Here is a 23,582-nt window from a genome sequence, read left to right as displayed (position 1 = left end):
CTTAACCTTTCGCCAGCAGTTCGCGCAGATCAATAATCGCCGCATTCGCACGGGAGATGTAGTTCGCCATCACCAGAGAATGATTGGCAAACAGACCAAAGCCACCGCCATTGAGAATAATCGGGCTCCATACGGTTTCCTGAGTCGCTTCCAGTTCACGCACAATCTGGCGCAGGCTTACCCGGGCATTCTTTTTATCCAGTACCGGACCAAAATCATGCTCGATTGCCTTCAGGATATGCAGCAGAGCCCAGGCGGAACCGCGCGCTTCGTAAAAGACATCATCAATATCCAGCCACGGCGTTTTCACTTCGGTATCGGCGACACCCCGTGTGGACTGTTCCGCCGCCGGATCTCCGGCCAGATCGGTATTCAGGCGACGCTGACCAACACTGGCGCTGAGTCGCTGGGAGAGACTGCCAAGCCGGGTCTGTACGTCGCCCAGCCAGTTATTCAGATTATCGGCCCGGGCAAAAAACTGAGCCTGAGACTGACCACTGTCCGCCAGTGCCATCTGATATTGATGCAGGGCTTCGAGACCCTCTTTGTACTGCGACTCTGACGAGGGCAGCAGCCAACTGTTGGCATCAAAGTGGAACTGAGGCTCTGCCACGGTCAGGGCAGGGTATTCCACCGACTGAGACTGGGAACGGCTGAAATCTTTGCGTAACGCCCGGACCAGATCGCGGGACTGAACTAACACGCCATACTCCCAGTGACTGATGTTATCCAGCCAGACACCCGGTGGGATTTTATCGTTGGTGATATAGCCACCCGGTTTGTGCAGCAGAGTGTCCATCAGCCGGTGCAGGGTGAACACCGACGTGTAGCCGGTGGTTGGATTAATATTGCTGGCCGCAGCATCGGCCTGCGCTTCTTCAATCGGATCAAACGCCGACGGCGGGATACTCCAGTAGACCCCCAGTGGCAGCGAGATCAGTAAAACCAGTAACAATGCACCAAATGCCGCCCGGCTGGGCTTGCCGCCGGGCATGTTATCCCAAAAATCCAAAAACCAATCGATCAGAAGTCCCATTATCAATCCTCAACCAGAACGCCGTACCCTGTAGCGGAACCGCGTTAGATGAATGTATACAGCCGCTCAGTATTGTCTGAGACACCAACTTAACTCTTCCTTAGCTGTTGTCCACATTCTACCCGCTGGCAGCCACAGACGATAGCGCCTGTCAGGGATCGACCGGGAGAATTCAGCACGGGTCTGTTTGCAGTGCAACATCCGACCATTTAGGCGGTTGCATTTAGCGGCCAGATTCTGCTAAATGACCTAGACTTGAAGAGAAATGTCGATCCGGCAGTAAGGGAGGTTCTCTGCAGTATGGTCCGTCAGGAAGGCACTAAATGGGTCAGGATTCTTTTTTCGCTACTTTCAGTCATTCTGATGGTGGCGCTGGTTGTGTTCAGTTATGCGCTTTGGAAAGATGTGGAGAAAGCGCGCTTTTCAGCGCTGACCAAACATAACCAGACGCTTATCTCCCAGAGCCGGTCATTTTTCGACCATCAGACACGCTTAATTGTTAAAACCGTCCAGCCACGTTTTATTTCTGAGGGGATTCAGAAGCGCTCGCTGGAGAATGTTTTCAGCTACCTCCTCTCCGCCACCAATGAAGCCGCCCTGTTTGCCCTGATCTCACCCGAGGGTGAATTTCTTGTCAGTCAGGGAGAGATGGATCTGCCACGGGTTTCCAGCCAGAGTCAGGATATTATCCACAGAGCCGTCGAAAGCCGCACCGCTCAGATCGGCTATCTGCATCGCTCCGGCCTGCTCGGCGAACCCATGCTACCGTTCTATGTACCGATTCTGAATCAGGAGAAACAGGTGATCGCCCTGACGGTCGCCTTCTACCGCCTGCAGGGAAGCCGTTCCCTGATCGATAACTTTGCCAGCGATACCGACCACACCCTCTGGCTGCTCGGCGAAAAAGGTCAGGTGCGCCTGACCTATCCGGTTCCTCAGGGGATTCTCTCTGACCTGTTCGGCTGGCAACTCTCCCCCCATTCTGCGGAGCTGATTAAGCAGAACCTGAACCTGCGCAGCGAAGCAGGAGGTATGACGCTGGAGCTGAAAGGGGAATCCGTTCTCGCCATTGCCGGCTACCTGCCTGAATATCAGCTGGTCACCCTGACCACGTTCCCGCAGAAGCAACTGTTCTCCCTCTGGCTGCAGCGAATGCAACCCATCGGGGTGATCTTCATTCTGTTTATTGTTGCAGCCCTGCTGGGCTATCGGATTGCGCTTAAAGTCAGCCGTAAAATATTTGATGAGCGCGCCAAAGCCGAGGGCACAGTACGAAAACTCTCCCGGGCAATTGAACAAAGCCCGAACAGCGTTGTGATTACTGACAGCAACTGGAGCATTGAGTACACCAACAGCCATTTTGACCTGAATAATAACAAGTCGAAAATGCGCAGCGAGGCCTCGGGACACAATATTACCGAGTTCCCGCCATACAGTATTCTGGCACCGGAACTGGAGACCATCAGCCATGAGATCGCGCTGGGGGGTACCTGGTTCGGAGAACGCAAAACCGAGTTCGATGGAAAATGGTACTCCTTTTCCATCAGTCACATTCTGAATTCTGACGGTGATATTACCCACTATGTCACACTGGTTCAGGATATCAGCAGCCGCAAACTGGCGGAGGCTGAGCTCTATAAACAGGCGAACTTTGATCCGCTGACCGGCCTGCCTAACCGACGTCGGGCACATAAGAGCCTGACCAACGAGCTGCAGAAAGCCTGGAAACAGAAACGCAACGTCGCTGTCCTCTATCTGGATATCGACAATTTCAAGGTAGTGAATGATACCTTCGGCCACCTGATTGGTGATCAGTTGCTGCAACTGGTTGCTGAACGGCTGGCGCGTATCTGCCGGAAACGGGCCCAGATCTGTCATATCAGCGGGGACGAGTTCCTCGTGTACACCAGCTACACCGATCAGGCAGAAATTGAAAACCTGACCCGAAAAATTCTCAATGATGTGCAAACCCCGGTCATGATTGAGGGTAAACAGATCTTTGTTACCGTCAGTATCGGGGTCTCTCGCTACCCTGAAGACAGTAATGATGTGGTAGGGCTGATGAAATTCTCAGATACCGCCCTCTACGAATCCAAACGTCTTGGCCGCAACCGCTACTGCTTCTTCGACCAGAATCTCAACCAACGCATCAAACGCCGCCACACAGTCGAAGTGCAGTTGCGTCAGGCGCTGGAAAAACAAGAGATCCATATGGTTTACCAGAGCAAGAACGATATTAACAGCGGTCAGATTATCGGCTTTGAAGCACTGATGCGCTGGAACAACTCAGCGCTTGGCGCAGTCGGACCGGATGAATTCATCCCCATCGCAGAAGATATAGGCATGATCACTCTGCTTGGTGAGTTTGCCCTGCGCGAAGCCTGTAATGGACTGAAGCAACTACAAACCTACGCTGAACACCCATTGAAAATGGCGGTCAACCTCTCGATCCAGCAACTGAATGATGATCAGGTGATCACTATGGTGGATCAGGTTATCCGCGAAACCGGGATTGATCCGGCGGTACTGGAACTAGAGATCACTGAAAGTCTGCTGGCCGAAAGCATGGATCAGTTACTGCCGCGCCTTGAACGCTTACTCTCACTGGGGGTCTCCCTGAGTATTGACGATTTCGGTACCGGCTACAGTTCTCTGAGTTACCTGACCAGCGTTCCGGCGAAGACCCTCAAGGTTGACCGGGCCTTTGTCAAAGATATGGCGACGAACCGCAATGATGCTACGCTGACGCACACCATCATCACAATGGCCCATGCCCTGAAGATGCAGGTGGTTGCTGAGGGCATTGAAGATCATCAACAATTGCAGATGCTGAAAGATTACGGCTGCGACATCGGTCAGGGCTACCTGTTCAGCAAGCCCATGAAGCAGCGGGATATGGAGACACTGCTGGAAACCGAGTTCCTGCCTGATTCATCTGTGTTCAAAGGGCTCGAATAAGCGGTTTTGAGAGGCGAACTCAGTTCGCCTCTTCACCCTCCGGAAACTGCTGGCGGATGTAATCGAGTTGCCCCGCCTCAATCATATTAATAAACATTTCAACCAGACGCGGATCCAGATGAGTTCCGGCAATCCGCCGCAGTTCATCCATCGCCTCATCCAGACTCCAGGCATCCTTGTAACTGCGCTTTGAGACCAGCGCATCAAAGACATCCACCACCGCGACAATCCGTGCAGCCAGCGGAATTTCATCCCCCTGCAGCCCTTTCGGATAGCCGGTGCCATCAATACGTTCGTGGTGATACATGGCGATATCCCGGGCCATGTTGAAGAACGGACTACCGCCCAGCACCCGCGATCCGGCGAGGCAGTGCTGACGCATCGTCTGCCACTCCTCATCATTCAGCGGTCCGGGCTTATTCAGAATACTGTCTGGTGTGGTGATCTTACCTACATCGTGCATCATGCTGGAATAACCCAGACGCCGCACGACCTCAGGCGCCAGACCGATCGCCCGCCCCAGCTCTTCGGAGTAGCTTTTCACCCGGTTAATATGATTACCAGTGTCTTTGTCCTTGTAATCGCACACCATCGCCAGTTTAGTGATGGTCTCAACATTCGCCTCATAAAGCTCCTGAGTCCGCTCCCGTACCCGGTCTTCAAGATAATTATTGGCTTCGTTCAGCTCCCGGTTCAGCCGCTGCTGCTCTTTATACAGTTGCCGGGTACGCAGATGCGCACCTATTCGGGCGCGTAACTCTTCGTGGCGGAAGGGCTTGGTCAGGTAATCGCTGGCGCCATCTGCCAGCAGCTCACAGAGCAGCTCCTCCTGATCATACTGAGTCACCACAATGAGTGGGATCTGATCATACTCGGAGCAGGAGCGCACCAGATGATTGAGCTCGGTGCCGGTCATCTCCGGCATTTCAATGTCGGTCAGGATCAGGTCAATATCGTCCTGCGCCTGCAACCGCTCCCAGGCTTCACGACCGTTACTGCAAAGCACCGGTGTACAGCCCAGTTGTTCCAGCATTTGCCCGTAAAGTGCCAGCAGGGCCACACTGTCTTCAGCCACCAGCACAGTAAAGCGCTGGCCGGAAAGATGCTGATTAAACTGCAGAGTCTCCCGGCGCCGGATCACGTTATGAACCCGCTGCAACAGAAATTCCTGAGTACAGTTTTTCAGAATAAAGTCAGTCACACCGGCCTGAAAACAGGTTCGTTTCAGGTCCATAGAACGGGTCGATGAAACCACGATAATAGGCACCAGCAGAAATTCAGGCTGGGTTTTGATCTTACCCGCCAGCGCAACACACTCCGTATCCGGCAGCTCTGCGCCCATCAGAATAAGGTCAGGGATTTCATAGTTGATCGCTTTGTAACAACTCTCCCCGGTCTGGTGTAATTTCACCCGGTAACCGGCTGATTCCAGTACCGCTTTGTACAATGTCCGTATCGTTGAACTGCCGTCAACCACAAAAATGGTCTGTTGCATTCTAACCACTCCCAGATCGCTACAACATTAAGCGTCAGAACAGATAATAAATATCCATCCTCAGAATACGTGTATCAGAGTAAATCTAGCATCTCAGTGGCACTTCAGCTACTTGAATATTTTGCACTCCGTTTAGAACATTCGTTTGAATATAGATATGAATCAAGCAGTTAAGCTGCCCTGAAAAATAATAGTTAGAAAAAATGCTGCAGTGCGTCATAATCAGGTAACAGACAAGGGCTACCCTGCTCCAATTGCACTAATGCCGGAGGGGTAGCAAGATGTTACTTTTCGACAAGGATCCCGAGGTTTCCATGCTGATTCAAGAGAAGCCACCACTGCATGACCAGTTAGAATTCTTTATCGAACAGGCTGAAAAAGCCCGCGCGATCCGCACCGCCGTTGCTCATCCGGTAGACAGCAACAGCCTGATTGGTGCGGTTGAAGCGGCTGAGCACGACCTGATCGTGCCTATCCTGGTAGGCCCGGAGAACAAGATCCGCGCCGTTGCTGAAGAGCAGAACCTGGATATCAGCCAGTTCGAGATGATCAACACAGAGCACAGCCATGCCGCCGCAGAACTGGCCTGTGAGGTGATCAAGCGCGGTGATGCCGAAGCGCTGATGAAGGGCCATCTGGGCACCTCCGAGCTGCTCCGTGCGGTGGTACACAAAACCAAAGGTATCCGTACCGAACGCCGCCTCAGCCATGTGTTTGTGTTTGATGTTCCTAATTACCACAAGCCTCTGGTCATTACCGATGCGGCGATCAATATCGTGCCGGATCTGTACTGCAAGAAAGATATCACCCAGAACGCCATCGACTTCTGCCGCGCACTTGGGGTGGAAACGCCTAAGGTCGCTATTCTGTCGGCTGTGGAAAAGGTAAAACCGAATATCCAGAGCACCATCGATGCGGCTGCACTCTGCAAAATGGCAGACCGGGAACAGATCATCGGCGGCATCATCGATGGCCCGTTAGCGTTTGATAATGCGATCTCACAACAGGCCGCAATTGATAAGCACATTGTTTCTGAAGTATCGGGTGATGCCGATATTCTGCTGGCACCGGATCTGGAAGCCGCCAACATGATTGCGAAGCAGTTGATCTATCTGGCCGATGCGAAATCAGCCGGGATTGCACTGGGTGCAAAAGTGCCGATTATCCTCACCAGCCGGGCGGAGAAAACGCTGGGACGCCTCGCCTCCTGCGCACTGGCTTCCCATATGGTGCATCACAGTCAGGCGAAATAGATCATGCAGACGATTCTGACGGTCAATGGTGGCTCCTCCAGCCTGAAATGCGCCCTGTTTGAGACTACAGCAGGTAAACCCAACCTGCTGTTTAACTTTAAACTGGGCAATATTCTGAACGACAGCGCCCGCTTCAGAGTTAAAGATGCCGCCGGCAACACCCGGCTGGAATCGAGCCCTGATTTCTCGGCGGTTCCTGCCGAACAACGACATCAGGCCTGCCTGAAGCTGATTCTGCAATGGCTGCAAAGCGAAGTGACAGGCAGTGAGCTGTGTGCCATCGGACATCGTGTGGTACACGGCGGCGGCCGCTTCAGTGCACCCATGCAGATCGATGACACGCTGCTCAGCAGTCTGGAAAGCTTTATTCCGCTGGCGCCACTGCATCAGCCCTATAACCTGCGTCTGATTCAGGCCTGCCGCAATCTGGCCCCGGACCTGCCTCAGATCGCCTGCTTCGATACGATGTTCCACGCTCACCAGTCTGATCTGGAGCGTAACTACGCCCTGCCCCGCCGCTTTACCGAAGAGGGTGTCCACCGCTACGGCTTCCACGGCCTCTCCTACGAGTATATTCAGCGTCAGTTGGAGCAACTGGGAAGCGGCCGTTTGAATACGGTGGTCTGCCATCTCGGTGCCGGTGCCAGCATGTGCGCGATCCGCGAAGGCCAGTCTATCGCCTCCTCAATGGGCTTTACCGCAGTCGACGGTCTGCCGATGGGCAGCCGCTGCGGCAATATCGACCCGGGAGTACTGCTCTACCTGCAACGCCATCATCAGATGAGTGCCGATGATCTCGAAGCGCTGATCTATAAGCAGAGCGGCTGGCTCGGCGTTTCCGGGATCAGCTCAGATATGCTGGAGCTGCATCAGGCCGATCAGCCCGAAGCGGAAGAAGCGATTGAGATGTTCTGCTACCGCGCCGCCCTGGAAATCGGTCGCCTTACAGCAGCTCTGCAGGGGCTGGAACAGATCGTTTTCACCGGGGGTGTAGGCGAGAATGATGCCGATGTGCGCAACCGGATTCTGCAGCGTTGTCGCTGGCTGGGTGCCGATTTTGACGATCACGCCAACCGCGCGGGTGAAGCCCTGATCAGCACCGACGCATCAAAGGTACTGCTAAGAATTATCCCGACCAACGAAGAGGCGATGATCGCCAGTCATGTACTGGAACTGACCGCCTGAACGAAAAAGGCCAGACAATCGTCTGGCCTTTTCCTTAAAGACTCCGCTCTATTTCGCTTTGCGCAGCGGCTTTTTCTTCGCCGTTGACGGCTTTTTCTTTTTCTTACTGCCGGCAGCCTTACCTGAAGCCTTCAGCTTCTTCGGCCCTTTGTAGTGACCCACCAGCTCATCAATCAGTTTGCGGCGGAAACGGGTCTTCAGATAGCGCTCAATCGACGACATCAGATTCCACTCCGCCGGATCAATCAGCGAGATCGCCTGACCTGTCTGGCCACCGCGGCCGGTACGACCAATACGGTGCAGATAGAGATCCCCCTTACGTGGCATCTCCATATTAATCACCAGATCCACCCCTTCAACATCCAGCCCGCGGGAGGCCAGATCAGTGGTCACCAGTACCGTGGTTGTGCCTTTGCGGAAACCTTCAATCGTGGCGAAACGACCTTTCTGCTGTACCTCACCGTGCAACAGTGCCGCTTTAAATTTGTGATAACGCAGGAAACCATCCAGACGCCGGGCCTGTGTCTTGCTGTTACAGAACACAATCGCTTTGTCATAACTTTCATTATGCAGCAGCCAGCAAAGCTGCTTATCTTTATGGCCCTGATCATCAGACAACAGAATGCTCTGCCTGATATTTTCATCGGCTTCCCGCTGCTGACCAATCCGAACCCACTGTGCGTCCTGTAGCAGGCTTTGCGCAAGCTTTCGCACCGGCGTTGGCAGGGTCGCGGAAATTAACAGGGTCTGTCGCTCTTGCGGACACAGTGTGACAATCTGATCGAGACTCTCACGGAACCCCGTTTCCAGCATCCGGTCGGCTTCATCCAGCACCAGATACTCAAGCTGATCCAGTTTCAGTGACTGGTTTTCCAGATGTGGCAGCAGACGGCCCGGTGTTGCCACCACCAGATCAGCCTCAGCCAGACGCTTCTCCTGCTGCTTGAAGTCCTCACCCCCTACCAGCGCAAACGCTTTCAGTTCCAGACCTTCCGCCAGTTGATCAAACTGCTGCACCACCTGCTCTGCCAGCTCGCGTACCGGCACCAGCAATAAAACCCGTGGTGCCCGGGCTGCCGATTTAGCGCCGGCCAGTTCCTGAATTAACGGAATCAGGTACGCGGCGGTTTTACCGCTGCCGGTTGGGGAGCTGATCAGCAAATCGGCCCCTTCCAGAATCAGAGGCAGGGCTTGCTGCTGAACCTCAGTCGCCTCAGTAAAGTTCAGGGACTTGAGGTTGGCTTCCAACTGCGGATGCAGGGCAATATCAGGAAACATAGTCGATCCAGTAAGAGAGACGCCGGTCGGGACTGACGTCTGAAAATAAAAGGTTAGCTGCGCTGACGCACCGCTTCAAACAGGCAGATACCGGTAGCGACAGACACATTCAGGCTGCTCACCTCACCCGCCATCGGAATTTTAACCAACTGATCACAGTTTTCCCGGGTCAGGCGACGCATCCCCTGCCCTTCAGCCCCCATCACCAGCGCCATTGGCCCGGTCAGATTAGCGCTGTAGATATCCAGATCGGTCTCACCCGCGGTACCGGTAATCCAGATACCCCGTTCCTGAAGGCTTTTCAGAGTCCGCGCAAGATTGGTCACCAGCACATAGGGGATCGCTTCAGCGGCACCACAGGCCACCTTGGCTGCGGTCGCGTTCAGTGGTGCGGATTTATCTTTGGGTGCAATCACTGCCTGAACGCCCGCAGCATCCGCAGTACGCAGACAGGCCCCCAGATTATGCGGATCGGTGACGCCATCCAGAATCAGTAGCAGCGGCGATTCCTGCTGGTTATCCAGCAACTGATCCAGAAACTTCTCATTATAGGTCTGGATCGGTTTGCACAGGGCGACGATCCCCTGATGAACCGCACCTTTGACCAGCTCTTCGAGATCGCGCTTGCCGGCCTGCTCCACTTCAATACCCTGATCCAGCGCAGCTTCAATCAGGCGCTGCATTTTACTGTCATGACGCCCCTTCATCACCAGAATACGCTGAATCCGCTCCGCGTCGCGCTTCAGAGCGGTGGATACCGCGTGGATACCGAACAGAGGTTCAAACTGCATTAGCGTGCTCCCAGCCAGTCGCCGGCCTGCTCTTTAACCAGAGTTTCCAGCAGGGCGATAAATTTCGGATCGGCATTCAGTGCCGGAATGTATTCGTAACGTTCTCCACCAGCGTCCATATAGGTATCGCGGTTTTCCACCGCGATCTCCTCCAGCGTTTCAAGGCAATCGGCGGAAAATGCCGGACATGCCATCTGCACCGATTTCACACCCGCTTCAGGTAAAGCCTCAAGGGTTTTATCCGTATACGGCTGCAACCACTCCGCCGGGCCAAACCGGGACTGGAATGTAGTCATCCACTGAGTATCGGCCAGCCCCATCGCCTGCGCAAGCAGAACCGAGGTCTGATGACATTGCTGCGGGTAAGGGTCGCCTTTATCAGCATACTCTTTGGGGATACCGTGATAGGAGAGAATCAGCTTATCAGCCGCCCCGTTGGCATCGCGGTAGGCGCCGATCTGCGCGGCCAGAGCAGCAATATAGTCGGGGTGCGCGAAGTAGGAATTTACAATCCGGATATCCAGAACCTTACGCTGCTTCAACTGGAATCTGGCCACCTGATCATAAACCGGCGCGGTGGTGGTCGCCGAATACTGCGGATACATCGGAATCAGCAATACCCGCTCATAATTGCTTTCGGCAAGCTTGCGCAGGCGCATGGTCAGCCCGGGCTTGCCATAGGTCATCGCCGCGAATACATCCGGTGCATGTTCACCCCACTTCTGCTGTAACAGGAGTTGAAGCTCGGCGACCTGTTTATCCAGAATCAGGCGCATAGGTGAATCTTCCTGCCAGATACTGGCATAAGCCTTAGCTACCCGGCCGGGGCGCAGATTGAGAACAATACCATTCAGTACCGATAACCAGAGCAGGCGACGCAGGCCTTTCCCCTCGACCACCCGCTGATCCGACAGAAACTCTTTTAGATAGCGACGTACCGCACCCTTTTCCGCTTTATCCGGGGTGCCCAGGTTGACCAGAACAACCGCTGTTTTTCCTGCTTGGTTCATGCACTATTTTCCTTCTCTGTCAGGGGGGAGATTATCGCGAATGTGCGGTCAAATGCCTATAGGCGGGGCGGATTTATCTGCTTGCCGGGGTGTGCTACAGGCATAAAAAAACCGCACCCGGAAGGGTACGGCTTTTTTCGCGGGACAGATCAGCCGATCAGGCGTTATCCAGACCTGCAAAAACCTTATCGCGGATATCTTCTACAGAACCTACACCCGGTACGTAGATGTAACCGGGTGCGGTGGCAGCGTCTTCTTCCGCCCAGCCTTTATAGTAGCTGATCAGAGGGGCAGTCTGGTCATGGTAAACCTTCAGACGGTCACGCACGGTCTCTTCTGCATCATCTGCACGCTGCACCAGTTCTTCACCGGTTACATCGTCCTTACCTTCAACCTGAGGTGGATTGAAGATAACGTGGTAGGTACGACCGGAACCCGGGTGTACACGACGACCCGCCATACGCTTAACGATCTCTTCGTCAGCTACATCGATCTCAACCACTGCATCGATCTTTACGCCTGCATCTTTCAGGGCATCAGCCTGTGGAATCGTGCGTGGGAAACCATCAAACAGGAAGCCTTTTTCGCAATCCGCTTCAGCGATACGCTCTTTAACCAGACCAATGATGATCTCGTCAGATACAAGCTGACCTGCATCCATCACCGCTTTCGCTTTTACACCCAGTGGAGTACCGGCTTTAACCGCAGCACGCAGCATGTCACCCGTAGAGATCTGGGGAATACCAAACTTCTCGGTAATATATTGTGCCTGAGTACCTTTACCTGCGCCTGGTGCGCCCAGCAGAATAATACGCATAAAGGAAATTCCTCACTTAGTAAGTTTTGTAATTTAATAAATCTGTTGCCTTCCCAATGCGTCTTCGCTATCGAAAAAGCTGAATTCGGTTAGAAAAAAGCTAATGCCGGACAATAACACGCCCCCCCAGCCGAACAATTCGACATTAGGACTACCAAAACTCAACTTAAGTCCGGTGATGGAAGCGATGAATCACCACCTGAGAGAGGGGGGTCAACGGATCGTAACAATTTTCTGAACTTTGGAGACTACGTCATCTCGTAACAATAATTCAAGTATTGATTGTTGCGTTGCACTATGCAGCGCGCCGGCTGGTTTTTCAGCCGTTGGGCAAAAACCTTATGAAGGAAGTCCGGATAAGGTAAAAAGCGACGAAAAAGCCCGTTTTACTGGAGTAAATGGGCAATTTCAGTCGCTTTTAAACGCTAACTGACCAGACCGCCGTTGGCCTAACCGGTGTTGCGAAGACCCGCCGAAATACCGGCCATGGTCACCATCAACGCCTGTTCGAGACGCTGATCCGGCTGATTACGATCCCGGTTCAGCAGTTCCGCCTGAAGGAAATGCAGGGGATCGATGTAGGGGTTACGCACATCTATGGACTGACGAATCACCGGGCTTTCCTGCAACAATCCCTCCTGCTGCTTCACCTCATTAATGAGCTGGATAATATCCCCCAGACGACTGCGCAGACTGGAGCCCAGTATACGCAGTTCCTGAGAGACCAGGCGCTCATCGTAGTAGGCCGACAGGTTACGATCGCTCTTTGCCAGCACCATCTCCAGCATATCGATGGTGGCACGGAAAAACGGCCACTGCTGATACATCTGCCGCACCAGTCCTGCGCTGCGCTCCTCCATGGCCTCGGCCAGTGCTTTGTCCGTGCCCAGCCAGGCAGGTAACATCAGGCGAATCTGGGTCCAGGCAAAGATCCACGGAATCGCGCGGAGGCTTTCGACCCCACCATCCTGACGCCTTTTTGCCGGTCGGGAACCCAGTGGCAGCTTAGCCAGCTCCTGCTCGGGTGTCGCCGCACGGAAGTAAGGCACAAACATCGGATCTTCACGGACAATGGCACGATACTCGCGCAGGCCACACTGGGCCATACTCTCGATCTGCTGTCGCCATGAGGTTTCCGGGCCCGGCGCCGGGTCCAGCGTGGCTTGAAGCACAGCGCCGGTACACAGCTCAAGATTCCGCACCGCCAGATCAGGAATACCGTACTTAAAGCGGATCATCTCGCCCTGCTCGGTCAGACGCAGACTGTGATCCACCGACCCGGGCGGCTGGGCCAGAATCGCAGTATGGCTCGGACCGCCCCCACGACCCACGGTGCCGCCCCGGCCATGAAACAGCGTCAGGTGCACGCCATGATCACGACAGAGTTGTGTCAGGCTCTCCTGTGCCTTGAACTGCCCCCACGCCGCCGCTAGCTGACCGGCATCCTTGGAGGAATCTGAATAACCGATCATCACCTCCTGATGACCTCCGGTATACGCCTTGTACCAGTCGACGCTGAGCAGCGCGTTAATACAGTCACGGGCGTTATCCAGATCACTCAGCGTCTCAAACAGAGGCACTACACGCATGTTGTGGCCAATTCCCATCTCCCGCAGGAGCAGAATCACCGCCAGCACATCCGAAGGCTGACTGGCCATAGAGATGACATAGGAACCCAGCGCTGACTGCTCAGCATTCGCCACTACACGGCAGGTATCAATAACTTCCTGCACTTCAGCAGAGGGTTGCCAGTCGTTTGGCAGCAGAGGCCGGCGGCTTTGCAGCTCTTTAAGCAGAAAGCTCTGACGCCCCTCTTCACTCCAGCCGTTGTAGGAGCCAAGCCCGTAGAACTGGGACAGTTCCTCAAAGACCGCAGCATGCCGATCGGAACTCTGGCGTATATCCAGCTTGACCAGTGTCAGGCCAAAGCAGGCAATACGACGAATAATATCTTCCAGCGCGCTCTCGGCGATGATCTCCATCCCGCACTGCTGTAATGAACGATGACAGAGCAGCAGCGGTTCCAGCAACTCTTCGTCATTGAGGTAAACGGCGAGGCTATCTCCGGGCTGTCCATCCAGTTGATTTTCCACCCAGAGCTTGGTGGCTTCGAGCCGCTCTCTGACCTCTCCCAGTAACTTCCGATAAGGCTCTGCGCCTTCACCCACGCGTTCGCGCAACTCTTTACTGGCCTGATGCATGGAGAGCTCTGCTCGCAGGGCATCCACATCACTCAGATAGAGATCTGCCGCCATCCAGCGGGAGAGCAGGAGTACCTCTTCTGTGACCTGCGCGGTGACATTCGGGTTGCCATCCCGGTCGCCGCCCATCCAGGAGGCAAAGCGAATCGGTGAGCATTCCAGAGGTAATCGCTCCCCGAGAGTCTCATTCAGTTGCGCATCCAGCCGGCGCAGAAATTTGGGTACCGCAGTCCAGAGTGAGTTTTCAATTACGGCAAAGCCCCATTTGGCTTCATCCACCGGTGTCGGGCGCTGTTTTCGAATCTCGTCGGTGTGCCAGATCTGGCTGATCAGCTCATCCAGTCGATGTCCCGCATCCGGGTCTCCCCGGTCCTTAAGCTGAAGGCACTGGGTAATATCATCGTATTTCTGGATCAGGGTACGGCGGTTAACTTCGGTAGGGTGTGCGGTCAGGACCAGATCGATCCGCGTTTTGCTCAACGCTTCCGCTACCTGCTGCGGTGAAAAACCCTTTTTCCGCAACTGGGCAAACAATGTGCAGATGGAATCGGCGGTGCAGACATCCATCTCTTCGCGCTGGCGACGAACCCGATGGTGCTCTTCGGCAATATTTGCCAGATTCAGAAACTGATTGAAAGCCCGCGCCAGCGGCAGCACATCATCTTCACTCAGTTCCCGCAGAGCCTGGAGCAGTTGCTCATGCTCCGGCTGTTCATCGGTCCGGCCTTTTTTGGCCAGTTGTCTGACCAGCTCAATCTTGTCGAGAAAGCCCTCACCAAGGTCTGATTTTATGGTTTCCCCCAGGCTTGCACCGAGCATACGTACATCATCACGTAAAGCTTCATGCAGATCGGTCATATATCCCTCCAGACGAAAACTTCGCATCACTGTTTTCGATGCTACCCCATACGGAGGAAGAAAAATACTGGCGAATCAGGGGATTAATAGAGGTGTAACAGAGAATTAAGGCGGACTACCGGGCCAGCTCCAGCAGTTGTTTCAGTGCGGCTTCTGCCTCAAAGTCGCCCGGATAAAGGATCGTTTCCCGCGCCGAAGGTGCATTTTGCAGGTCTATCTCCAGACGATGATTGACTTCACCACTGGCGCTGAAATCAAATTCATAGCGCACCTGCCTGATCTGAGCATAGTCGTATTCCCGGGTGTCGCCGATGGCAATGACCGCGACTCTTCGCGCGCTATGATCCAGCAGCAACTGCGGAGAGCCTTTCAGGTCATGGCTGACAACAAACCCGCTCTGACTAAGCATCGCTTTCTGTACGCTGGTCTGTTGCCAGTTCCACAGGCTCAGACCCAGCATCAGTAACACCGCACCGGCGAACAGCAGCTTTTTTTTCATCCGAGCCTCAGCGTCTCTTTATTCATAGCCTCAGCGTGTTGTTCGCCTCAGCGTACTGTTCATCAAAGCCCCAGCGCCTTGGCCTGATCCCAGAACTGATCCAGCTCCGCCAGGGTAAAGCTCTGCCACTCCCTTCCCGATGCGGTTACCTGCTCTTCTACGTAACCGAAACGGCGTTCAAACTTCTGGTTGGTACCGCGCACCGCTTCCTCTGGGTCAACGCCCAGATGGCGCGCCAGATTGACCTGAGCGAAGATCATATCGCCCATCTCATCCGCTACTGCCGCACGGTCACCCTCACGGATCGCCTGACGCAGTTCTGCCAGTTCCTCTTCGATCTTATCCAGAACCTGATCAGCCTGATCCCAGTCAAAACCGACTGAGGCTGCCCGCTTTTGCAGTTTTGCGGCCCGTGACAGGGCAGGCAACGTGCGCGGAATATCGTCCAGCACCCGGGTCGGCTGCTCTTCAAGGCCTTTAGCTTCTCGTTCCTGCTGTTTGATCCGTTCCCAGTTGCGCTTGATCTCTGCTTCACTGACCTCTGCAGCACTGCGTTTCGATTCCAGTGTACCCTCAGGGAAAACATGCGGGTGTCGACGGATCAGCTTGCTAACCAGATTGGAAACAATCGTTGAGAAATCAAAGCGCGCCTGCTCCTGCCCCATCTGTGCGTAGAAGATCACCTGAAACAGCAGATCCCCCAGCTCATCATTCAGATGCTGCCAGTCTTCGCGGGCAATAGTATCGGCCACCTCATAGGCTTCTTCGATGGTGTGCGGCACGATGCTGGCGAAGTCCTGCTTCTGATCCCAGGGGCACCCCAATTCAGGATCACGCAGGCGCGACATCAGGTAGAGCAGATCGTTAACACTGTATTCTGACATGATCTCTCCCTGTACTGTTTACAGGCTCACGCCACTACGCTGACGATGAACTTCCATCACATTCGGCACCTGATTGATCTTGTCCATAATCCGCCCCAGCAGATCCAGACTGGAAATTTCCACCGTCAGGGTCAGGCGTGCAATATTCTCATTTTTATCAGACAGCGAGTGTGCCGCAATAATATTCAGATCTTCCGCCGCCATCACCAGCATCACATCGCGCAGCAGACCGGATCGGTCAAACGCCTCGATGTAGATATCCACAGGGTAGGTAGTTTCGCCGGCTTCGCCCCAGTCAACTTCGATCACCCGCTCAGGCTCTTTCTCCTGTAGCTGAATCATATTGATGCAGTCTTCACGGTGTACCGAAATGCCACGGCCCTGCGTTATATAGCCGGCAATCGGGTCACCCAGTACCGGTTTACAGCAGGCCGCCATGGTCGTCAGCAGGTTACCTACGCCACGAATACGCACCCCTTCCGCTTTCGATTCCGCGGAAGAGCCTGAGGACTGGAACTCAAGGTCGAGCTGCTCTTCGGGTTCCTGCAGTACCTGACGCTGAGCCGCATTGATGATCTGCGACAGGCGCAGATCACCGGCACCGAGCGCGGCGTACATATCTTCGATGGTTTTGTAATTAACCTCGGCGCTGATCTTGTCGAAATCCAGCTCATCCAGATCAATCGCCAGACGTTTAAACTCTTTGACGATAATGCCCCGACCGGCATCGGCATTCTGTTCTTTGGCCTGAAGCTTAAACCAGTGCGCGACTTTGGCCCGGGCCCGGGCGGTGGTGACAAATCCCAGGTTGGTGTTGAGCCAGTCCCGCCGCGGCCGCTCTTCGTTGCCGGTCATGATTTCGACCTGATCACCGGTCTGTAAACGCCGGTTCAGCGGTACGATACGGCCATTAATTTTGGCCCCCCGGCAGCGATGCCCGATCTCGGTATGCACCCGGTAAGCAAAATCAACCGGGGTGGCGCCTTTCGGCATATCAATGACATGACCATCCGGGGTAAAGATGTAGAGCCTGTCCTGCGCCACATCGCCACGCAACATATCGCCAAAACCTTCGCTCTCGCCGAGATCATCGTGCCATTCAAGCACCTGACGTAACCAGGCAATCTTGTCTTCGTAAGCATCGCTTTTGGATTTGGTATCGGTGCCTTTATACAGATGATGGGCACAAACCCCGAGTTCCGCCTCCTCATGCATATCGAAGGTACGGATCTGGATCTCCAGCACTTTGCCCTCAGGGCCAAACACCGCGGTATGCAGCGAGCGGTAACCGTTGGGTTTTGGTGAGGCGACATAGTCATCGAACTCATGCGGAATATTCCGCCACAGACCGTGGACGATACCCAACACCGCATAACAGTCACGGCTGTGAGGTACCAGAATACGCACCGCACGTACGTCATAGACCTGACTGAATTCAATATTCTTGCGCTGCATTTTGCGCCAGATACTGTAGATATGTTTGGCGCGGCCATTGACCTCACCTTCGATATCCACCCGCGCCAGTTCCTCTTCCAGACGCTGAACCACCTGATCGATATAGCTCTGCCGGTCGAGGCGTTTCTCGTCCAGCAGCTTGGCAATATGTTTGTAATCGTTGGGTTTCAGGTAACGGAAAGAGAGATCTTCAAGCTCCCATTTGATATGGCCGATGCCCAGCCGATGAGCCAGTGGCGCGTAGATGTCGAAGACTTCACGGGCCACCAGATAACGCTTACGACGGCTGCCATCTTTCACCGCTCTGATTGCACAGGTACGCTCGGCTATTTTGATCAGTGCCACACGGACATCATCGATCATAGCCACCAGCATCTTACGGATATTATCCATCTGGGTGGTTTCACTACCCAGAACACTGTCATCAATACGCGGGTTTTTGCGGCTGCCGATCGCCGCCATCTGCAGAACGCCCATGATCAACTGAGCGATATCTTTACTGAACTGTTTTCGCACCCGTTCAATCGGCAATTTTCGTTCACGAACCGCACGGTAGAGGATGGCTGCGATCAGGGTTTCCTGATCCTGATGCAGGTCGGCAAGAATCTGAGCCATCTCAAGGCCCGTGCGAAAGCTGCTCTGGTTACTGTCGGTCCAGACATCATCAGTCTCTTCGGGATTATCCTGAGCCTGTTTCGCCATTACGCAGGCTCGTCTGATCTCTTCCACATCGGGAATTTCGGTCAGATCCTGCAGATGCTCTAACCATAAATCGAGATCGACTGACCCATCATCACGGATGGGCTGATCCTGACGAACCTTAACCATGTGTTGTACCGCTCCCAGAAATTAAAACTTGATGCCGCCGGTCTTTCTTATTCTTATGGGTTACAGAGGTACAAGCCCGATATCCGTTTTCAAGCAACGCTAATTTAGCGACCTCTGCGGCGCCATATTCTATGCTTTCAGGGCTCAAAGCGCGAATCTGAATCGGAATAAACTGAGCACCACCTGATCTGCATACAAAAAAAGCCCCGGAGGGGCTTCTTTTACGGCTCAACACAGGCTAATTAAAGACCCCGGTAGAAAGATAACGATCACCCCGGTCACAGATAATGCAGACAATCACAGCATTCTCTACCTGTTCCGCCAGCCGCAAAGCCCCCGCGACCGCTCCGCCGGAAGAAACGCCGCAGAAAATACCCTCTTTCTGCGCCAGAGCACGCATGGTGTTTTCGGCTTCATCCTGTGTGATATCCAGTACCTGATCGACCCGCTTTTCATCAAAAATTTTCGGCAGATACTCCTGCGGCCAGCGACGAATACCCGGAATCTGGGCACCTTCACTTGGCTGCAGCCCGACGATCTGCACTTCCGGGTTCTGCTCTTTCAGGTAACGCGACGTTCCCATGATCGTGCCAGTAGTGCCCATAGAACTGACGAAGTGGGTCACCTGACCGGCCGTCTGCTCCCAGATTTCCGGGCCGGTTCCGCGATAATGCGCTTCGGGATTATCCAGATTAGAGAATTGATCCAGCACAATCCCCTCTCCCCGGGCCTGCATCTCCAGTGCCAGGTCACGGGCACCTTCCATCCCCTGCTCTTTGGTCACCGGAATCAGCTCGGCGCCATAGGCCGTCATAGACGCTTTGCGTTCCGCACTGCTGTTATCCGGCATAATCAGCTTCATTTTATAGCCCTTGATTGCCGCAGCCATCGCCAGCGCAATGCCGGTATTCCCAGAGGTCGCTTCGATCAGAGTATCGCCCGGTTTGATCTGACCACGCTCTTCAGCGCGCTGAATCATACTCAGTGCCGGACGGTCCTTTACCGAACCTGCCGGATTATTACCCTCCAGCTTACACAAAATCACATTGCCATTACCCTGTCCGATTCTTTGCAGACGCACCAACGGGGTTTTGCCAACATAATCTTCAATCGTTGGAAACTGAACACTCATACGTTAATCACCATTTGGGAGGGAGTTAAAACCATAAGCTATAAGAAACGCAGCTTTTATACCCTATTAAAGGACTCGGAATTTTACCGATGGTTCAACTAAAGCACAAGAAATCGAAATCGCGGTCGGTCGATTCAGCGCAGCGCAATTTTGTTCAATACCCTTCGCCTCAGAGTCGGCATAGTTAACGCCTGTTGTTATCAGGAGATTAATTATGCTGACCGTTTTAGGCTCTATGTGTCTGTTTGCCCTGGTCGGGGCGATTACGCCGGGACCGGTGAATATTATCGCCACCAGCGCCGGGGCCAGTTACGGTTTTCTCCGCACACTGCCCCATGTGCTCGGTGCCACCGTCAGTTACACCCTGATTGTATTTACCGTGGGTGCCGGACTGAATCAGATCCTCGCCGACCTCCCCAGCCTGACCGACCTGCTGAAGTACCCCGGCAGTGCATTTTTACTTTACATGGCCTACAAGATTGCCACTGCTGAGATAACCACTGAGCAGCATGAGGAACAGGCTGCCGCACCCGGATTTGTCCACGGTGCGCTGAGTCAGGGCCTGAATCCAAAAGCCTGGCTGGTCTCCATGTCCGGGGTCAGCGTATTGGTCCTCAGCCAGAACGATGCACAGTTTTATTTGCTGGCCTTCTGCCTGATCTCTTTTGTATTATGCTTTATCGGTGTCGCCACCTGGGCAGCCACCGGTCATCTGATCCGCGGTTTTCTGCGACAGCCCGAAAGACAACGCAGTTTCAACCGCTTCATGGGAGTGCTGCTCAGCCTGACGGTGCTGCCCATCGTGCTGCATTAATCCGGGAGCCAACACCATGCATCAGGACCCGACCCACTTTCTGACCCGCAGCGAAGCGCTGCCTTTTGTTGAGCTGCGTGCGGCCAATCGTTCTGCAGCCTGCTACCACACGCACTCCCACGATGAGTTCTCTTTTGGCGTGATCGACACCGGCAGTGCCGACTACCGCAATCAACAGCAGGTTCACCGGATTCAGCGGGGGACCACGGTGACGATCAATCCGGGTGACGCCCACTCCTGCAATCCGGATGCGGGTGCCTGGTCCTACCGGATGCTGTTTGTAGATACCGCGTGGGTCGGAGAACTACAGAACGAATTTTTCAAAACAGGGGGCAGTGACTACCTGCCTTTTCCCACCCTGTACAATCAGGACAGCCAGAGTTTTGCCGGGTTTAATCAGCTTTACCCGTTGTTGCTGCAAGCCGAGGAAAAACTGGCCGCAGAGACGGCTTTGATTAATTTTCTCCATGCCCGGTTTGCCCGCGGCTATTGCGCACGGCGTCCCGACGAAAAACTGGATAATTTTCATATCCAGCGGGTCAGGTCGTTGATTATGGATCAACTGGAAAGTAACTGGTCTCTGGATGATTTCAGTGCCGAAAGCGGATTAAGCCGTTATCACCTGATCCGCAGTTTTAAAGACCATTACGGTCAGACCCCTCATGCTTACCAACTGGATCAGCGAATCAAAAAGGCCCGGACGCTGTTACAGAGCGGGGAGACTCTGGCCAATACCGCCCAGTTACTGGGTTTTGCGGATCAGAGCCATTTTCAGCGTAACTTCAAAAAGCGGGTGGCAATCACCCCGAAACAGTATCAATCGTTCTTTCAGGGCTAAGTCGCCCTTTCAGAGCAGTAACATCATGCCCAGCAGGACAGCGGCAATCAGAACAGCCAGCGGGAATTCCAGAGTTGATCGGCTCATCTTCAGATCCAGTCGCAATTGAGTTAATGCGAATCATTATTACCTGCATTTAATAGAAAGTAAAGATCCGCTGCCTGTCTGCGTTTTGATTTCAGGTCAGACTTTAAACCGCTTTTCGCTGTATAATTCCGGCTTTTCCAAAACCTATCAGTAAGCGGGGACATGCTATGTTCGAACTTCCTCAACTTGATCTGAAAGACAAAGTTTCTGCCGAGGAGTGGCAGGCCCGTCTGGATCTGGCCGCCTGTTACCGTCTGGCTGAAGACCTGGGCTGGGGAGACCTGATCTACACCCACATTTCTGCCAAAGTTCCGGGTACTGAATTTTATCTGGTGAACGCTTTTGGTCTGAGTTTTGATGAGGTCACCGCTTCCAATCTGGTTAAAGTCGACCTGCAGGGTAATATTCAGGACGATACCCCCTTCGATATCAATCCGGCCGGCTTTACGATTCACAGCGCGGTTCACGAAGTACGTGATGATGCTCACTGTGTGATGCATCTGCATACCAACGAAACCATTGCCGTTTCGACCCTGAAAGAAGGTCTTCTGCCACTGTCACAATACTCCTGTTTCTCCCTCTCCTCTCTGGGCACACACGGCTACGAAGGACTGGCGGTCAATCAGGATGAGAAACTACGTCTGAAGCAGGATCTCGGCACACACAACCACCTGCTGCTGCCTAACCATGGCGCCCTGACCGTTGGCCCGACCGTGGGCGACGCCTTTATGCGGATGTATGATCTGCAGCGGGCCTGCGAGATCCAGTTGCTGATTCAGTCTACCGGTCAGGAAGCGATTCCAGTTGCAGATGAGATCGTTGAAGGTATATTCAGGCAGGCCAATGTGGTTCACTCCGGCTCAACCGGTGGTCAGAAATCCTGGCCTGCAATGCTGCGTCGAGCTTACCGTCTGGACCCGGGATTTGCCCGCTAATCGCCCGCAACTTGAAGATAAATAAGGTTTAATCATGAAAATTAATCGTGTAGAGATTTTTGATATCCACTGCCCGGATCGCCCGGTCTGGAATCCGGTTTTTGTCCGGATTCATACCGATGAGGGGATCAGCGGTGTGGGTGAAGCGGGTCTGGCTTATGATCTGGGTCACAGTGCTGCGGCTAACATGATCAAAGAGTTTGCCGAGGAGATGCTGATCGGGCGTGACCCGTTCCAGACGGAAGACCTGTGGAACCTGATGCTGCGCGGCAGTTTCTGGGGGCTGGGCGGCGGTCCGATCATCTACGCGGCCATGAGCGCCATCGACACCGCACTCTGGGATATCAAGGGCAAAGCACTGGGTGTTCCGGTTTACCAGTTGCTGGGCGGTAAGGTCAACGACAAGCTGCGAACTTACGCCAGCCAGTTGCAGTTCGACTGGGATGAGGAGTTTTCCAAACTGATTGAACCCGAGGAGTATGCCCGCGCGGCTGAGAAGGCGATCGCTGATGGCTATGATGCCGTTAAGGTTGACCCGATTATGTATGACGCCAAAGGTGAAACGCACTTTGACCGTACTAAGCTGTTCACCAATCAGGAGATGAAGCTGTTCCGCAGTCGCCTGATGGCGATCCGCGATGCGGTAGGTGACGACGTGGATATTATCTTCGAGTGTCACAGCCTGCCGGGTGCATCCACTGCGATTCAGTTAGGTGAACTGGTGGAAGAAGCCCGCTGCATGTACTTTGAAGAGCCGGTTAACTACCTGAACTCCGAGCTGCATAAGCGGGTGGCTGATAAGGTGAATGTACCGATCGCCGGTGGTGAACGTCTCTACAACCGCTGGGGTGTGCGACCTTACCTTGAAGACCAGAGCCTCGACGTGCTGCAACCGGATATTGGCCTCTGTGGCGGCTTTACCGAAACCAAGAAGGTATGTGACTACGCGGATATCTATGACGTGCGCATTCAGGCTCACGTCTGCGGGGGCCCGGTTGCCACTGCCGCATCTTTGCATCTGGAAACCGCTATCCCGAACTTCCTGATTCATGAACATCACACTTACGCGATCAAAAAGTGGAATCGTGAGCTTTGTATTCAGGACCCGCAGCCAGTGGATGGTTTCTTCCAGGCACCTGACGCACCGGGTATCGGTATCGAGCTGAACGATGAGGTGGTGATGCGTTCTCCGCGCATCGAAGTGAAATAATCGAATACCTACGCTGTA

At 54.0% G+C, this 23,582-nt stretch carries 18 protein-coding genes; 7 read left to right on the top strand and 11 right to left on the bottom strand.

Going from position 1 to position 23,582, the window contains the following annotated elements:
* Position 1: 1 nt before the first annotated feature.
* Entirely contained in the window at positions 2–1,036 is a 1,035-nt protein-coding gene (locus QUD59_RS11510) for a DUF2333 family protein (RefSeq protein ID WP_286237148.1), read from the bottom strand.
* A gap of 300 nt (positions 1,037–1,336) precedes the next feature.
* On the opposite strand from QUD59_RS11510, the gene QUD59_RS11505 reads away from it, so the two are divergent.
* Complete coding sequence (locus tag QUD59_RS11505) at positions 1,337–3,994, top strand: putative bifunctional diguanylate cyclase/phosphodiesterase (protein WP_286237147.1); 2,658 nt, start codon at positions 1,337–1,339, stop codon at positions 3,992–3,994.
* Positions 3,995–4,013: 19 nt separating this feature from the next.
* On the opposite strand, the gene QUD59_RS11500 is transcribed toward QUD59_RS11505, so the two are convergent.
* Positions 4,014–5,489, bottom strand: a complete 1,476-nt coding sequence (locus QUD59_RS11500) for a response regulator (RefSeq protein WP_286237146.1) — start codon at positions 5,487–5,489, stop codon at positions 4,014–4,016.
* Between the two features lie 281 nt (positions 5,490–5,770).
* Between QUD59_RS11500 and QUD59_RS11495 the strand changes: the two genes are divergently transcribed.
* Together QUD59_RS11495 and QUD59_RS11490 are read left to right on the top strand one after the other, a co-directional pair.
* A complete protein-coding gene (locus QUD59_RS11495) occupies positions 5,771–6,742 on the top strand; it encodes a bifunctional enoyl-CoA hydratase/phosphate acetyltransferase (RefSeq protein ID WP_286237145.1) in 972 nt (323 codons plus the stop codon).
* 3 nt (positions 6,743–6,745) lie between these two features.
* Positions 6,746–7,927: an acetate/propionate family kinase gene (locus QUD59_RS11490; RefSeq protein WP_286237144.1), complete on the top strand. Its 1,182-nt coding sequence runs from the start codon at positions 6,746–6,748 to the stop codon at positions 7,925–7,927.
* A 48-nt stretch (positions 7,928–7,975) separates the two neighbouring features.
* On the opposite strand, the gene QUD59_RS11485 is transcribed toward QUD59_RS11490, so the two are convergent.
* The 9 genes from QUD59_RS11485 to cysM form a co-directional block, all read right to left on the bottom strand.
* Positions 7,976–9,205 carry a DEAD/DEAH box helicase gene (locus tag QUD59_RS11485; RefSeq protein WP_286237143.1) on the bottom strand — a complete coding sequence of 410 codons (1,230 nt, stop codon included), beginning with the start codon at positions 9,203–9,205 and terminating at the stop codon, positions 7,976–7,978.
* A gap of 53 nt (positions 9,206–9,258) precedes the next feature.
* Positions 9,259–9,996 (bottom strand): 23S rRNA (guanosine(2251)-2'-O)-methyltransferase RlmB, encoded by a 738-nt coding sequence (gene rlmB / locus QUD59_RS11480; protein WP_286237142.1) that lies wholly within the window; start codon positions 9,994–9,996, stop codon positions 9,259–9,261.
* Entirely contained in the window at positions 9,996–11,006 is a 1,011-nt protein-coding gene (hemH, locus tag QUD59_RS11475; protein WP_286237141.1) for a ferrochelatase, read from the bottom strand. Before hemH ends, rlmB begins: the two co-directional genes overlap by 1 nt.
* Before the next feature lie 157 nt (positions 11,007–11,163).
* The gene (gene adk / locus QUD59_RS11470; protein WP_286237140.1) at positions 11,164–11,823 is read right to left on the bottom strand and encodes an adenylate kinase; all 660 of its coding nucleotides are present in this window, start codon (positions 11,821–11,823) and stop codon (positions 11,164–11,166) included.
* Positions 11,824–12,272: 449 nt separating this feature from the next.
* Positions 12,273–14,882, bottom strand: coding sequence for a phosphoenolpyruvate carboxylase (gene ppc, locus QUD59_RS11465; protein WP_286237139.1), 2,610 nt, complete (start codon positions 14,880–14,882; stop codon positions 12,273–12,275).
* 115 nt (positions 14,883–14,997) lie between these two features.
* Complete coding sequence (locus tag QUD59_RS11460) at positions 14,998–15,381, bottom strand: hypothetical protein (RefSeq protein ID WP_286237138.1); 384 nt, start codon at positions 15,379–15,381, stop codon at positions 14,998–15,000.
* Between the two features lie 62 nt (positions 15,382–15,443).
* On the bottom strand, positions 15,444–16,265 hold the full coding sequence (gene mazG / locus QUD59_RS11455; RefSeq protein ID WP_286237137.1) for a nucleoside triphosphate pyrophosphohydrolase: 822 nt from the start codon (positions 16,263–16,265) through the stop codon (positions 15,444–15,446).
* A gap of 18 nt (positions 16,266–16,283) precedes the next feature.
* A complete protein-coding gene (gene relA, locus QUD59_RS11450) occupies positions 16,284–18,548 on the bottom strand; it encodes a GTP diphosphokinase (protein ID WP_286237136.1) in 2,265 nt (754 codons plus the stop codon).
* Positions 18,549–18,786: 238 nt separating this feature from the next.
* The gene (gene cysM, locus QUD59_RS11445) at positions 18,787–19,680 is read right to left on the bottom strand and encodes a cysteine synthase CysM (protein WP_286237135.1); all 894 of its coding nucleotides are present in this window, start codon (positions 19,678–19,680) and stop codon (positions 18,787–18,789) included.
* A gap of 214 nt (positions 19,681–19,894) precedes the next feature.
* Here cysM and QUD59_RS11440 point away from each other — a divergent pair, with 214 nt between their 5' ends.
* From QUD59_RS11440 to QUD59_RS11425, 4 genes are all read left to right on the top strand, one after another.
* Positions 19,895–20,494 carry a LysE family translocator gene (locus tag QUD59_RS11440; RefSeq protein WP_286237134.1) on the top strand — a complete coding sequence of 200 codons (600 nt, stop codon included), beginning with the start codon at positions 19,895–19,897 and terminating at the stop codon, positions 20,492–20,494.
* 16 nt (positions 20,495–20,510) lie between these two features.
* Positions 20,511–21,332 carry a helix-turn-helix transcriptional regulator gene (locus QUD59_RS11435; protein ID WP_286237133.1) on the top strand — a complete coding sequence of 274 codons (822 nt, stop codon included), beginning with the start codon at positions 20,511–20,513 and terminating at the stop codon, positions 21,330–21,332.
* Positions 21,333–21,586: 254 nt separating this feature from the next.
* On the top strand, positions 21,587–22,354 hold the full coding sequence (locus tag QUD59_RS11430; protein WP_286237132.1) for a class II aldolase/adducin family protein: 768 nt from the start codon (positions 21,587–21,589) through the stop codon (positions 22,352–22,354).
* A gap of 34 nt (positions 22,355–22,388) precedes the next feature.
* Positions 22,389–23,564 (top strand): mandelate racemase/muconate lactonizing enzyme family protein, encoded by a 1,176-nt coding sequence (locus QUD59_RS11425; protein WP_286237131.1) that lies wholly within the window; start codon positions 22,389–22,391, stop codon positions 23,562–23,564.
* Positions 23,565–23,582 lie beyond the last annotated feature (18 nt).

It is taken from the genome of Neptuniibacter halophilus (assembly GCF_030295765.1).
Lineage (GTDB): Bacteria > Pseudomonadota > Gammaproteobacteria > Pseudomonadales > Balneatricaceae > Neptuniibacter > Neptuniibacter halophilus.
The sequence above is the reverse complement of the archived record's forward strand: the minus strand, read 5'-3'. Positions and strand labels throughout refer to the sequence as shown.

Coding starts and splice junctions, on each gene's coding strand:
- QUD59_RS11460 (WP_286237138.1), bottom strand. CDS start 15,381: ATGAAAAAAAAGCTGCTGTTCGCCGGTGCGGTGTTACTGATGCTGGGT.
- QUD59_RS11440 (WP_286237134.1), top strand. CDS start 19,895: ATGCTGACCGTTTTAGGCTCTATGTGTCTGTTTGCCCTGGTCGGGGCG.
- QUD59_RS11510 (WP_286237148.1), bottom strand. CDS start 1,036: ATGGGACTTCTGATCGATTGGTTTTTGGATTTTTGGGATAACATGCCC.
- QUD59_RS11490 (WP_286237144.1), top strand. CDS start 6,746: ATGCAGACGATTCTGACGGTCAATGGTGGCTCCTCCAGCCTGAAATGC.
- mazG (WP_286237137.1), bottom strand. CDS start 16,265: ATGTCAGAATACAGTGTTAACGATCTGCTCTACCTGATGTCGCGCCTG.
- QUD59_RS11500 (WP_286237146.1), bottom strand. CDS start 5,489: ATGCAACAGACCATTTTTGTGGTTGACGGCAGTTCAACGATACGGACA.
- QUD59_RS11425 (WP_286237131.1), top strand. CDS start 22,389: ATGAAAATTAATCGTGTAGAGATTTTTGATATCCACTGCCCGGATCGC.
- cysM (WP_286237135.1), bottom strand. CDS start 19,680: ATGAGTGTTCAGTTTCCAACGATTGAAGATTATGTTGGCAAAACCCCG.
- QUD59_RS11430 (WP_286237132.1), top strand. CDS start 21,587: ATGTTCGAACTTCCTCAACTTGATCTGAAAGACAAAGTTTCTGCCGAG.
- rlmB (WP_286237142.1), bottom strand. CDS start 9,996: ATGCAGTTTGAACCTCTGTTCGGTATCCACGCGGTATCCACCGCTCTG.
- adk (WP_286237140.1), bottom strand. CDS start 11,823: ATGCGTATTATTCTGCTGGGCGCACCAGGCGCAGGTAAAGGTACTCAG.
- QUD59_RS11505 (WP_286237147.1), top strand. CDS start 1,337: ATGGTCCGTCAGGAAGGCACTAAATGGGTCAGGATTCTTTTTTCGCTA.
- relA (WP_286237136.1), bottom strand. CDS start 18,548: ATGGTTAAGGTTCGTCAGGATCAGCCCATCCGTGATGATGGGTCAGTC.
- ppc (WP_286237139.1), bottom strand. CDS start 14,882: ATGACCGATCTGCATGAAGCTTTACGTGATGATGTACGTATGCTCGGT.
- QUD59_RS11485 (WP_286237143.1), bottom strand. CDS start 9,205: ATGTTTCCTGATATTGCCCTGCATCCGCAGTTGGAAGCCAACCTCAAG.
- QUD59_RS11495 (WP_286237145.1), top strand. CDS start 5,771: ATGTTACTTTTCGACAAGGATCCCGAGGTTTCCATGCTGATTCAAGAG.
- hemH (WP_286237141.1), bottom strand. CDS start 11,006: ATGAACCAAGCAGGAAAAACAGCGGTTGTTCTGGTCAACCTGGGCACC.
- QUD59_RS11435 (WP_286237133.1), top strand. CDS start 20,511: ATGCATCAGGACCCGACCCACTTTCTGACCCGCAGCGAAGCGCTGCCT.